Origin of the sequence: Nocardioides sp., assembly GCF_031422975.1 — a bacterium.
Taxonomy (GTDB): Bacteria; Actinomycetota; Actinomycetes; order Propionibacteriales; family Nocardioidaceae; genus Nocardioides.
The window spans coordinates 1-12,654 of sequence record NZ_JANPEO010000001.1; the positions used below are offsets into that span (position 1 = coordinate 1).

Consider the following 12,654-nt stretch of genomic DNA (forward strand, 5'->3'; position numbering starts at 1 on the left):
GGGTCGGGGTCCCGGCCTTGCAAACTCCCTGACGGTACCTCGTGCCGGCCCCAACCTGGGGCCGGACACGAGGCTTGGTGGCACCACGTCCGAGGACGCTGTGCCGCGTGCCTAGCTCGTGAGCGCTGGGATGGCCTTGCGGGACTCGAGCACCGCGTCGATGAGGCCGTATTCGACGGCGCCCTCGGCGGTGAGGATCTTGTCGCGCTCGATGTCTCGGCTGACCTGCTCGATGTCCTTGCCGCTGTGATCGGAGATCATCTTCTCCAGCAGCTCGCGCATCCGCAGGATCTCGTTGGCCTGGATCTCGATGTCGGAGGTCTGGCCGAACGTGCCCTCGGTGTAGGGCTGGTGGATCAGGATCCGGCTGTTGGGCAACGCCAGACGCTTGCCCGGGGTACCGGCCGCGAGCAGGATCGCAGCGGCGGAGGCGGCCTGGCCCAGGCACACGGTCTGCACGTCGGGCTTGATGAAGCGCATCGTGTCGTAGATCGCGGTCAGTGCGGTGAACGACCCACCGGGGCTGTTGATGTAGATGCTGATGTCCTGGTCGGGGTTCATCGACTCCAGGGACAGGAGCTGGGCCATCACCGCGTTGGCGACGTCGTCGCTGATCGGGGTGCCGAGGAAGATGATGCGCTCCTCGAACAGCTTGGTGTAGGGGTCGATGCGTCGGAAGCCGTAGGAGGTGCGCTCTTCCCACTGGGGAATGTAGTAGTTCATCGGGTCAGTCCTTCTGCCGCGCCGGGCGGCCTTCGTCGGCGGCCTCGCGGGCGTTGGTGACGACCTTGTCGACGAGGCCGTACTCCACCGCCTGGGGGGCGGTGAACCAGCGGTCGCGGTCGGCGTCGGCGACGACCTGGTCGACCGTCTGGCCGGTGTGCTCGGCGATGAGGTCGAGCAGCACCTTCTTGATGTGCAGCGACTGCTGCGCCTGGATCTTGATGTCGGAGGCGGAGCCACCCATGCCCGAGGAGGGCTGGTGCATCATGATCCGCGCGTGGGGCAGGGCGTAGCGCTTGCCCTTGGTGCCGGCGCAGAGCAGGAACTGGCCCATCGAGGCGGCCAGGCCCATGCCGACCGTGGCCACGTCGTTGGGGATGTAGTTCATCGTGTCGTAGATCGCCATGCCGGCGTCGACGGAGCCGCCTGGGCTGTTGATGTGCAAGAAGATGTCGGCTTCGGGATCCTCGGCCGAGAGCAGGAGCAGCTGGGCGCAGATCGCGTTGGCGTTCTGGTCGCGGACCTCGGAGCCGAGGAAGATGATCCGCTCGCGGAGCAACCGCTGGTAGATGTGGTCGTCGAGACCGGCGGTCCCGATGCCGCCATTCATCTCGGGCGAGAGTGCTGGGCTGGAGTTCTGGTTCACCCGAGCGACATTAGCCCGAAGCGCCGACAGTTCCACGCGTTATGCACCGCTGTTCGCCCACAGCGCACAGCCGACCTGATGCGGGCGGGTCAGGCCAGCCACCGGGTCAGCGCCGCGGCGACCCGGTCGTCGTTCAACAGGTCGAAGTGGTGTCCGCGCAGGTGCAGCACCTCGCTGTCCGGGAACAGGTCGCGTCCGCGACGGTCCCGGCCGTACGCCGACGCCTGGCGCACCAGCATGTCGCCGAAGAAGGCGCTCGCCGGGTGTCGCGGCGAGGACGCCAGGGTGGCGGAGACCAGGCGGTAGCGCGCATGCGGCAGCGGGGCGAAGTCCTCGTCGAGCCCCTCGATCAGGTCGTCGACACCGACCGAGCGCTGGTCCAGGATGCGCCCGAAACCGGCCACCTCGGGCAGTCGTGCGAGCAGCCCGCTGCCCTGCTTGACCCCGCGGGCGAGCGGCGCGCCGAGGTGCGGTGTCCCGAGCGTGACGACCACGCTGACCCGCTCGCGCCACGTCCACTCCCCTTGCACGGCGGTCGCCGCCCGGATCACCAGGCCGCCCATCGAGTGCCCGACCAGCGCCAGCTCCGTCACTCCGGTCGGCCAGTTCGTCACGAGGCTCTCCAGCAGTGCGGCCAGGGACGCGCCGTTGGCGCGGACCGACAGACCGGTGTTGGTCCTGAGCTCCACCGGCGTCCAGCCGAGGTCGGCCAACTCCTCGGCGTACGTCGTGCCACGACGCGCCCGGCCCCGCTGCCAGTAGGACTCGTTCTCGCAGAGCCCGTGGAGGAACACGGCCACCCGCCCGGTCGCGATCGGGTACGCCGCAGCGAGCCCCTCCGAGGTCACTGGCACGTCGCGCCCGCCGACCCGCGGCGCCATGGTGATCGCCAGCCGCGGGCGCTCGCGCTCGAGCCGGTCGCCGATGAGCCCGTTGACCGCCGACCGGACGAACCTGCTCCGGGGACCGGTCTCCATGGCGGGGCCGACACCGACGCGTGCCGCGGCGTCGAGCCCGGCGCTGACACCTCGCAGCGAGAGGCCCACCCCGGCGTAGAGCGAGCGCGCGACGATGCGATGGCCGACACCGGGGAACGCACTGGAGGTGCCCAGAGGCCGGTCGAGGAGGCCGTGGACCCGGTCCACCCACGCGAGGTGGGTGTCGCGGGCAGTGTCGATGACCACTTCGTCGGCGACGTGGGCGAGAAGCGCCAGCGCGTCGAGGAGACCGGGCTCCGTGCGGGTCGTCATGCCCGCACCCTAGCGTTCGAGTGAACAGGCGTGCACTCGACACTGCGACGCAGGCCCGACACGATGCGCGCCGGGCCTGCGTCAGGCGACCTTCAGTCCTGCTCGGTAGCCTCGGTATCGTCGGTCTCGTCGGTGTCGTCCGCGACGGCTTCCGCGTCCACGGGCGCACCGATCGTGCCGTCGGGACGCAGGTTGGACAGCTCGACGACGTTGCCGGAGGCGTCCGTCACGACGGCCGACTCGACCAGGGTCGCCAGCGCCTTGCCGCGCAGGATCTCCTGGACCATGTCGGGGATGTGGTTGTGCTCGAACATGTGGTTGGCGAACTCCTGCGGGTCCTGACCGGACTGCTGGGCGCGGCGCACGAGGTGGCTGGAGAGGTCCTGCTGGTCGACGCCGATCTCTTCCTTCTTCGCGATCGCGTCGAGGATGAACTGCGCCGCGACGGCGTCGCGGACCCGGCGGTCGAGGTCGGCCTCGAACTCCTCGGTCGTCTGGCCCTCGTCCTCGAGGTACTTCTCCATCGTCAGGCCGGCGTACATCAGCTGCTGCTCGACGTTCTCCCGGCGCGAGTTGAGCTCGTCGGTGACCATCGTCTCCGGCAGCGGGATGACAACCTTCTCGAGCAGGGCCTCGAGCACGGCGTCGCGCGCGGCGGCGGCCTGCTCAAGGCGCTTGCCGCGACCCAGGCGCTCCTTCACGTCGGCCGTCAGCTCCTCGACGGTGTCGAACTCCGAGGCCAGCTGGGCGAACTCGTCGTCGAGCTCGGGCAGCTCCTGCTCCTGGACAGCAGTGACCGTGACGGTGACGTCAACGGCCTCGCCGACCAGGTCGCCGCCGACGAGCTCGGAGGAGAAGGTCTTGTCGTCGCCGGCGGCCATGCCGACGAGGGCCTCGTCGAGGCCCTCGAGCATGCCGCCACGGCCGACCTTGTAGGACATGCCGCTGACCTCGCCGCCCTCGACGGTGTCGCCGTCCTTGGCCGCGGTGAGGTCGATCGTCACGAAGTCGCCGTCGGCGGCCGCGCGCTCGACGTCCACGAGGGTGCCGAAGCGCTCACGCAGCGCCTGGACCTGCTCCTCGACCTCGACGTCGGACAGCTCGATGTCGTCGACCTTCGCCTCGAGGGCGTCGTAGGCCGGCAGCTCGAAGTCGGGCTTGATGTCGACCTCGGCGGTGAACTCGAGGGTCTGGTTGTCCTCGAACTTGGTGACCTCGATCTCGGGCTGGGCGAGGGGCTCCAGCGAGTTCTCCTGCATGGCCTCGGCGTACTTCTGCGGGACGATCTCGTTGATCGCCTCGTCGAGCACGGCACCGCGGCCGACCTGCCGGTCGATGACCGCCGGTGGGACCTTGCCGCGGCGGAAGCCGGGAACGTTGATCTGCTGGGCGATCTTCTTGTACGCCTTGTCGAGGCTCGGCTTGAGCTCCTCGAAGGGCACCTCGATGGTCAGCTTGGCCCGGGTCGGGCTCAAGTTCTCGACGGCGCTCTTCACAGGTGGTCTCCTTCATCGTCTGGCTGGCCCTGAGGGCTGAACTGGTGGCCCGAACTGCGGTCAGTCGGTGGCCGGTGTGGTGTGCATTTCAGTCGGGGCGACAGGACTCGAACCTGCGGTCTCCTGCTCCCAAAGCAGGCGCGCTAGCCACTACGCTACGCCCCGCCAAGTCGGCCGAAATCGCCCGGTTGTGAGCGGTTCTGACTCCCTTGGAGCGGATGACGGGAATCGAACCCGCGTAATCAGTTTGGAAGACTGGAGCTCTACCATTGAGCTACATCCGCAGCGCGCCGTTCGATGCCGACCTGCAGGCAGGCAGACGCATCAAATTGCGCGCTGTCATGGTGCCACACAGCGCCTGATCACCCACAACTGCGGGCGTCAGCGCCGGTGCACCAGCAGCAGCGCCCGGTCGTCGTTGCGCGAGCCGATCGACTCGATGATCCGCTTCGCGCCGCCGTCGAACTCGCCCCGGAGCAGCTGTTCGGCCTGGCCCAGCATCTTGTCGACGCCCAGCATGATGTCGCGGTGCGGCGTCTCGACCATGCCGTCGGTGTAGAGCAGCAGGGCATCGCCGCGGCGCATCGTGCCCTCGACGGGTTCGTAGGTCGCCCCGTCGATCAACCCGAGCACCGGACCCTCCGCCTCCATCACGGACCATCGGCCGGTGCCCGCCACGCGCAGCGCGGCCGGCGGGTGGCCGGCCGAACGAATGGCGTACCTGCCGGTCGCGAGGTCGAGGGAGAGGTGCACCGCCGAAGCGAAGCCCTCCTCCCAGTCCTGGCGCATCAAGAAGTCGTTGGCCGACTCCAGGAACTCCTCGGGCGGGAGCGCTCCCAGCAGGCCGCCGAGCGCACCGGACAGCAGCAGCGCCCTGGTCCCGGCGCCCTCGCCCTTGCCCGAGACGTCGACCACGGCGACGTCGAGGCGGTTGCCGTCGCGCGCGGTCACGACGAAGTCGCCCGCGAAGGCGGTGCCGCCGGCCGAGCGGAGCTCGCTGGCAGCGTACCAGTCATCAGGCAGTTCGGGGATGCCGCCCTGACGCAGGATGCGGTCACGCAGGTCGACGAGCATCGACTCGCCGCGCAGCCCGCCCACACCGAGGGTGGACCGGCGGAAGCTCGCGAGCAGGATGATGAAGCCGAGCGCGAAGAGGATCACCACGGTGACGGCCGTACGCGCGTTGATCACCGGTTGCTGCGGCACGAGCACCGCGAGGATCAGCAGCGTCAGCACCACGAACCACGGCAGCTGGCGTGGACCGAGCATCAGGTTGGCCACCAGCAACGGCACCACCATCGCCGTCAGGGGGACGTACATCGCCGCTTCCCAGATGAGTACGCCCGTCGCCGCCGAGAAGGCGATCAGGAGCGCGAACGTGCCTGAGTCGCGCGGCAGGACGCCGCGCAGCGCATATTGGAATCGCTGGCCGAGTGAGGGCGCGGGCGCCGCTCGGCTTTCCCGGTATGCCGTCATGACCTCGGTCCTCGTGCGGGTGCTCGGATGGACTCTACGGCGCGGGAGCGGAACGTGGGCTGACATTGAGAACACCAGAAGCTGTTGCGCCCGACCAGCACCTCGGTCCGGATCGGGGTTCCGCAGACCAGACAGGGTTGGCCCGTGCGGCGGTAGACGTAGACCTCGCCCCCGTGGTCGTCCCTGCGGGGGTCGCGGCCCATCGCCTCGGGGGTGTGTTCGGGCCGGACGGTGTCGATCCGGTTGAGCACCACTCCCTCGCGCATCAGCTCCACGAGGTCGGCCCAGATGGCTCGCCACTGGCCCACGCGCAGGGTGCGGCCCGGTCGCAACGGGTGGACCCGGTTCCTGAACAGCACCTCGGCCCGATAGACGTTGCCCACCCCGGCCAGCACGGCCTGGTCCATGAGCAGGTCGCCGATCGGCCGGTGGCTGGCCTTGATCCGCCGCCAGGCGCGGTCCGGATCGGCGTCGGCGCGCAGAGGGTCGGGTCCGAGCCGTGCCCGGATCTCGTCGCGGAGAGCCGGGCCGATGAGCTCGCACCGGGTGGCGCCCCGCAGGTCGGCGTACGCCGATCCGTCGGCACGCACGATGCGCAGGCGCACCTGCCCGACCGGGAGCGGGACCTCCTCCACGTCCGTGCGCACGTCGAAGCCCCCGATCAGGCCGAGGTGGACGTGGATGACGTGGTCGTGCTCGAAATCGACGAACAGGTGCTTGCCAAGAGAGTCGGCGCCGAGCAGCCGGGAGCCGTCGACGACCGCGGCGTCGGCTGCGAACCTGCCCTGCGGACTGCCGACCTGGACTAGGCTGCCGGCGAACGCGGCGTCGAGGTCGTCGGCGAGGCGGCGGAGGGTGTGACCCTCAGGCACCCGTGCTGCCCCGGAGTGCGCTGGCCGGCAGCGGCGGGAGCTCGCGGCTCTCGTCGTAGGTCGACAGCTGGCCGATGCGGCGCACGTGCCGCTCGTCCTGGCTGAACGCCGTGGTCAAGAAGACCTCCACGAAGCGGGTCATGTCCTCGACCGGGTGCATGCGGCCGCCGACGGAGACGACATTGGCGTCGTTGTGCTCGCGCGCCAGCACGGCCGTCTCCTCCGACCAGACCAGGGCGCAGCGGATGCCGACGACCTTGTTGGCGCAGATCTGCTCGCCGTTGCCCGAGCCGCCGATGACGACGCCGAAGCTGTCCAGGCTCTCGGCGCGGTCGGCCGCGACGCCCTCGGCCGCACGCAGACAGAAGACGGGGTAGTCGTCGAGGGCGTCGTAGACGAAGGGGCCGTGGTCGACAGGCTCGTAGCCGTTGTCGACCAGCCAGGTCATCAGGTGGTCCTTGAGTTCGAGGCCGGCGTGGTCGGAGCCGAGGTGTACGCGCATGAGCGCATTCTCTCAGCCTCGGAAAGCGATCACGACAGGTGCTGGTCGATGAACGAGGCGCCCTGCCGCAGCAGCGGCTCGGACGCGGCGAACTGCGGGTGTCGCCAGAAACCGTGGTTCTGCCCCAGGCACCGGACGGCGACGGTCTCGACGCCGGTCTCCGCGATCCGACGCGCCAGCTCCTCCCCCTCGTCGCGCAGCGGGTCGAACTCCGCGGTGGCGACGAACGTCGGCGGCAGGGTGTCGAGGTTGGTCGCGTTCAGCGGAGCCAGGTCGGGATCGGACCGGTCGCCGCGGTCGGCGTACTGCTCCCAGTACCACCTCGACTCCGCGCCCCCGAAGCCGCTGGACTCGCCCAGCTCGTAGGAGGCGAAGCTCGCCGTCGGGTCGAGGAAGGGGTAGATCAGCACGACGACCTTGAAGCGTCCCGGGTTCCGGAGCGCCCCGACGAGCGCGAGGTTGGCGCCGGCGGAGTCGCCGTGGATCGCCCAGCCGCCGTTGATCGGCTGCCGCTCGAGCCAGCCGAGGACCGTGTCGATGTCCTCGATCGCGGCGGGGAACCTGCGCTCCGGCGGCTTGCGATAGCCGATGCTCAGCACCCGCCGCCTTGACCGGTTGGCCAGCCGCCGGCACACGCCGTCGTGCACGTCGATGTCGTTGAACACGAACCCGCCGCCGTGCAGGTGCACGATCACCCCGTCGATCGCGTCCGCCGGTGTGAACAGGCGGCACGGAACGCCGTCCGCATCCACGTCGGTGGCCTCCGCGACGTCCTCGCGCGGCTGCGCGAGGTTGAACAGCCGCACCTTCTCGCGGTACGCCGCCAGGTCGAACCCGTCGGCACGGAAGTCGGGCGTGGCGTCAGCCGCTACGGCGGCGCGGACCTCGGGATACATCCCGCCCGGTCTGCCGTCCGCGGTGGGCGCCAGCAGCTGCTTCTCGAACCACCAGCCGGCGTCAGGGTTGTTGTTGTAGTCCTCGATCTCGACATAGCCGGCTCTGCGATAGAGACCGACCGCGGGCGCCATGTCGCGGCCGGTGTCGAGCCGCGCGATGCTCGCGCCGAGGGCGAGGCCGGCGTCCTCGAGCGCGGTCAGCAGTCGTCGGGCCAGGCCTGCGCCGCGGGCCGACGGGTCGACGTACATCCGCTTGATCTCGCACACGTCCGCAGAGAGCAGGCGCACACCACCGCACGCGACGGCGTCGTCGCCCCGCTCCCCCGGCCGCCAGCCCACCAGCCACGCACCGTGCGGCGGTGCGAGCTGAGCGGGCGTGACTCCCCCGGCCCAGCCGTGGTTGAGCGTGACGCCGAGCGAGACGAGTTCGGCCTCGTACGCCGCCAGCAGCCGCGCGGACTCCGGGGAGTCCGACGCGGCGGGACGCAGCGCGATCTCAGCCAACCCGGGCCAGCTCTTCCTCGATGATCGATGGGTCGAGCTTGGTGAAGATCGGCGTCGGCTTGTCCACCGTGGCGCCGACCCTGACCGGACGTGACGCCCACGCCGGCGTCGACGCGTAGTCACCGGTGATGACGGGGTAGGACGTGAGGCCTGCGCCGTTGTCGGGGTCGAGCTCGTCGACCTGCTCGATGACCGGCATCGGGACGAACTCGCCTTCGCCACCCAGGACCAGGTGCACCTGGTTGGCGGCGTGGGGCAGGAACGGCGACAGCAGCGTGTTGCAGTCGGAGACGCACTGGGCCGCGACGTGGAGGACGGTCGCGAGGCGCTCGCGCTGCGACTCGTCCTTCATCTTGTAGGGCTCGGTGGCGGTGACGTACTTGTTCACCTCGCCGACGACCCGCAAGGCCTCGCCGATGGCAGCCCGCAGCCGGTGCCGCCCGAGGAGCGCGCCCACCGTCTCGAAGCCGCCACGGACCGCGGCCAGCACCTCCTCGTCGACCGGCTCCAACGTCGCCGCCGCCGGGATCTCCCCGAAGCTCTTGGCGATCATTGTCGCGGTGCGGTTGACGAGGTTGCCCCACCCGGCGACCAGCTCGGAGTTGTTGCGGGTGACGAAGTCGGCCCAGGTGAAGGCCGCGTCGGAGGTCTCCGGACCGGCCGCGCAGATGAAGTAGCGCAGCGCGTCGGGGCCGTAGCGCTCGAGGAAGTCACCGACGTACAACACGTGGCCCCGTGACGTGGAGAACTGCTGGTCTCCCATCGTGAGGTACTCCGACGACACGACCTCCGTCGGCAGGTTGAGCACACCGAAGTCGCCCGGCTCGCCGCCGCGCGAGCCCTGACCGTTGTAGGCCAGCAGCTCCGCCGGCCAGATCTGGGAGTGGAAGACGATGTTGTCCTTGCCCATGAAGTAGTAGGACAGGGCCTCCGGGTCGTTCCACCACGCCCGCCATGCCTCGGGGTCGCCCGAGCGCCGAGCCCACTCGATCGAGGCGGAGAGATAGCCGACGACCGCGTCGAACCAGACGTAGAGACGCTTGGTCGGCTGGTCCTCCCAGCCCGGGACCGGGATGCCCCAGTCGATGTCGCGGGTCATCGCGCGCGGCCGGATCTCCTTGAGGATGTTCTGACTGAACTTGATGACGTTGGGACGCCAGTGCCCCTCCGCCTCGCGCGCGTCCAGCCACACCCTGAGCGCGTCGGCGAGGGCGGGCAGGTCGAGCATGAAGTGCTGGGTGTCGACGAAGCTCGGTGTCTCCCCGTTGATCTTCGAGCGGGGAGAGATCAGGTCGGTCGCGTCGAGCTGGTTGCCACAGTTGTCGCACTGGTCGCCGCGCGCGTCGGCGTACCCACAGATCGGGCAGGTGCCCTCGATGTAGCGGTCGGGAAGGGTGCGGCCGGTGGAGGGGCTGATGGCGGCCTGCGTGGTCTGCTCGACCATGTAGCCGTTCTTGAGGCAGACCTCGAACATCGCCTGCACCACGCCGTAGTGGTTGCCGGTCGTGGTGCGCGTGAAGAGGTCGTAGGACAGGCCGAGGCCCTGGAGGTCCCTGACGATGATCGCGTTGTTGGTGTCCGCGAGGTCCTTGGGGGCGACGCCCTCCTTGTCGGCCGTGACCAGGATCGGTGTGCCGTGCTCGTCGGTGCCCGAGACCATGAGCACGTCGTGACCGGCCATCCGCATGTACCGACTGAACACGTCGGAGGGCACACCGAAACCGGCCACGTGGCCGATGTGGCGCGGGCCGTTGGCATACGGCCAGGCAACTGCGGAGAGGACATGGGTCATGGATGAATCCTAATGAGGATGCGCCAGCCCATTTCACCGCGTCGCCCGGACCGCCACTGTGCAGACGATCCGAAGCGGAGGCTCGTGTCTCAGCTGAAGTCGAGGTCTCCGGTGCGGGTGCGCTTGAGCTCGAAGAAGTAGGGGAACTTCGCCACCGCGACCGTCCCGTCCCACAGGTCCAGGGCGTCCTGGCCACGCGGGATCTTGCTCAGCACGGGGCCGAAGAACGCGGCACCCTCGATGTGGATCGTCGGCGTGCCGACGTCGTCGCCGACCGCGTCCATGCCCTCGTGGTGTGACTTCGCGACCGCCTCGTCGAGCGACTCGTCGTCCATCGCGTCGACCAGGTCGGCGTCCATGCCGGCGTCGGCCAGGGCGGCCACGATCATGTCGCGATCGAGTGCGGCCTGCTGGAGGTGGATGCGGTTGCCCATGGCGGTGTAGAGGTCGAGCAGGCGCTCATTGCCGTGTCGCTCGTCGGCGGCGATGCACACACGGACCGGGCCCCACGCGGGCTCGAGCATCTCGCGGTACTCGTCGGGGATGTCCCGGTCCTTGTTGAGATAGGCGAGGGACATGACGTGCCAGGTCACGTCGATGTCGCGTTCCTTGTCCACCTCGAGGATCCACCGCGAGGTGATCCAGGCGAACGGACAGAGCGGGTCGAACCAGAAGTCGGCTTGGGTCATGTCAACACCCAACCACCCAGCCGCGAATCCATTCCCAGGGCCGTGGTGGCAGGATGCCCGCATGCCTGGAACCAACCTCACCCGGGACGAAGCCGCCACCCGCGCCGCGCTCCTGGACGTCACTTCGTACACGGTCGATCTCGACCTGACCACCGGTGACAAGACCTTCGCGTCCACCACCACCATCGCCTTCACCAGCCGGGAGGTCGCAGCCGCGACCTTCGCCGACCTGGACGGGGCGATCGTCCACGAGATCACGCTGAACGGTCGCAGCCTCGACCCCTTCACGTCGTACGTCGACAGTCGGATCGCACTGGACGACCTGCAGGCGGAGAACACGCTCGTCGTGCGGGCCGACTGCTCCTACTCCCACACCGGCGAGGGGCTGCACCGCTTCGTCGACCCCGCCGACAACCGCGTCTACCTCTACAGCCAGTTCGAGGTGCCCGACGCCCGCCGCGTCTTCACCACCTTCGAGCAGCCCGACCTCAAGTCGGTCTTCACCTTCAACGTGACCGCGCCGAGCCACTGGAAGGTCATCTCGACCGCGCCGACGCCGGAGCCGACGGACCTCGGCGACGGCTCGGCCATCTGGAACTTCCCTGTCACGGAGCGGATGTCGACGTACATCACCGCCGTCGTCGCCGGTGAGTACCACGAGGTCCTCGACACCTACGAGGGCAAGTTCGGCACCATCCCCCTCGGGCACTACTGCCGCCAGTCGCTGGTCGAGCACATGGACACCGACGTGCTCGTCGAGCTGACCCGGCAGAGCTTCGAGTTCTTCGAGGAGAAGTTCGACTACCCCTACCCGTTCCACAAGTACGACCAGCTCTACGTCCCCGAATACAACATGGGCGCGATGGAGAACGCCGGGTGCGTGACCCTGCGCGACGAGTACCTCCCCCGCTCGCGCCAGCCGCGCTCGTTCTTCGAGTTCCGTGCCTCCGTGATCACCCACGAGATGGCGCACATGTGGTTCGGCAACCTCGTCACCATGAAGTGGTGGGACGACCTGTGGCTCAACGAGTCCTTCGCCGAGTGGGCCTGCTACTGGTGTGAGGCCGAGGCGACCGAATACACCGACGCCTGGACCGGCTTCGCCAACGCGCGCAAGCAGACCGGCTACCGCGCCGACCAGCTGCCCTCGACGCACCCGATCGCGGCCGACAACGTCGACCTGCACGCGGTCGAGGTCAACTTCGACATGATCACCTACGCCAAGGGCGCCTCGGTGCTCAAGCAGCTCGTCGCGTGGGTCGGCCTGGACGCCTTCGTCGACGGGATCCGGCAGTACTTCAAGGACCACGCCTTCGACAACACGGAGTTCTCCGACCTGCTCGTCGCGCTGGAGAAGGCGTCGGGCCGCGAGTTGGAGAGCTGGGCCACCGAGTGGCTGCAGACCGCGGGCGTCAACACCCTCGCACCGGTCTTCGAGCTCGACGCCGAGGGCAACTACGCGTCGTTCTCGATCACGCAGACCGCCCACCCGGACTGGCCGACGCTGCGGCGCCACCGTCTCGGCATCGGCCTGTACGACGACGTCGCCGGCCGCCTGGTCCGGCGCGACTACCTCGAGGTCGACGTGGAGGGCGCTTCCACCGAGGTCGCCGAGCTCGTCGGCAGGACCCAGCCCGCGCTGCTGCTGCTCAACGACGAGGACCACGCCTACGCCAAGATCCGCCTCGACGAGCGTTCGCTGGCCACGGTGGTCGCCGACCTCGCCAAGGTCGAGGACTCGCTGGCTCGCGCCCTCGTCTGGGGCGCCGCCGGGGACATGCCGCGCGGCGCCGAGAGGGCGGCGGCCG

11 protein-coding genes and 2 tRNA genes are annotated in these 12,654 nt (G+C 69.1%); 1 reads left to right on the forward strand and 12 read right to left on the reverse strand.

All coding sequences use genetic code 11. The features are described 5' to 3' along the window. Window positions 1–111 precede the first annotated feature (111 nt). The 12 genes from RMO85_RS00005 to RMO85_RS00060 form a co-directional block, all read right to left on the reverse strand. Entirely contained in the window at window positions 112–723 is a 612-nt protein-coding gene (locus RMO85_RS00005; protein ID WP_310525651.1) for an ATP-dependent Clp protease proteolytic subunit, read from the reverse strand. Between the two features lie 4 nt (window positions 724–727). Continuing rightward, a complete protein-coding gene (locus RMO85_RS00010) occupies window positions 728–1,333 on the reverse strand; it encodes an ATP-dependent Clp protease proteolytic subunit (protein ID WP_310525665.1) in 606 nt (201 codons plus the stop codon). A 125-nt stretch (window positions 1,334–1,458) separates the two neighbouring features. Next, window positions 1,459–2,619: a hypothetical protein gene (locus tag RMO85_RS00015; RefSeq protein WP_310525652.1), complete on the reverse strand. Its 1,161-nt coding sequence runs from the start codon at window positions 2,617–2,619 to the stop codon at window positions 1,459–1,461. A 92-nt stretch (window positions 2,620–2,711) separates the two neighbouring features. Further along, complete coding sequence (tig, locus tag RMO85_RS00020) at window positions 2,712–4,115, reverse strand: trigger factor (protein ID WP_310525653.1); 1,404 nt, start codon at window positions 4,113–4,115, stop codon at window positions 2,712–2,714. A 92-nt stretch (window positions 4,116–4,207) separates the two neighbouring features. Further along, window positions 4,208–4,280 (reverse strand) — tRNA-Pro (locus RMO85_RS00025). Window positions 4,281–4,325: 45 nt separating this feature from the next. Beyond that, window positions 4,326–4,399 (reverse strand) — tRNA-Gly (locus RMO85_RS00030). Between the two features lie 97 nt (window positions 4,400–4,496). Beyond that, a complete protein-coding gene (locus tag RMO85_RS00035; RefSeq protein WP_310525655.1) occupies window positions 4,497–5,591 on the reverse strand; it encodes a PP2C family protein-serine/threonine phosphatase in 1,095 nt (364 codons plus the stop codon). Continuing rightward, a complete protein-coding gene (locus RMO85_RS00040) occupies window positions 5,588–6,463 on the reverse strand; it encodes a zinc finger domain-containing protein (RefSeq protein WP_310525657.1) in 876 nt (291 codons plus the stop codon). The genes RMO85_RS00035 and RMO85_RS00040 overlap by 4 nt, the downstream gene beginning before the upstream one ends. After that, the gene (locus tag RMO85_RS00045) at window positions 6,456–6,965 is read right to left on the reverse strand and encodes a ribose-5-phosphate isomerase (protein WP_310525658.1); all 510 of its coding nucleotides are present in this window, start codon (window positions 6,963–6,965) and stop codon (window positions 6,456–6,458) included. The genes RMO85_RS00040 and RMO85_RS00045 overlap by 8 nt, the downstream gene beginning before the upstream one ends. A 29-nt stretch (window positions 6,966–6,994) precedes the next feature. After that, window positions 6,995–8,365: a GNAT family N-acetyltransferase gene (locus tag RMO85_RS00050; protein WP_310525660.1), complete on the reverse strand. Its 1,371-nt coding sequence runs from the start codon at window positions 8,363–8,365 to the stop codon at window positions 6,995–6,997. Further along, on the reverse strand, window positions 8,358–10,157 hold the full coding sequence (metG, locus tag RMO85_RS00055; protein WP_310525661.1) for a methionine--tRNA ligase: 1,800 nt from the start codon (window positions 10,155–10,157) through the stop codon (window positions 8,358–8,360). The genes RMO85_RS00050 and metG overlap by 8 nt, the downstream gene beginning before the upstream one ends. 89 nt (window positions 10,158–10,246) lie before the next feature. Next, entirely contained in the window at window positions 10,247–10,846 is a 600-nt protein-coding gene (locus tag RMO85_RS00060) for a DsbA family protein (protein ID WP_310525663.1), read from the reverse strand. A gap of 61 nt (window positions 10,847–10,907) precedes the next feature. Here RMO85_RS00060 and pepN point away from each other — a divergent pair. Continuing rightward, a partial coding sequence (pepN, locus tag RMO85_RS00065; RefSeq protein WP_310525664.1) for an aminopeptidase N occupies window positions 10,908–12,654 on the forward strand: 1,747 nt, incomplete at its 3' end.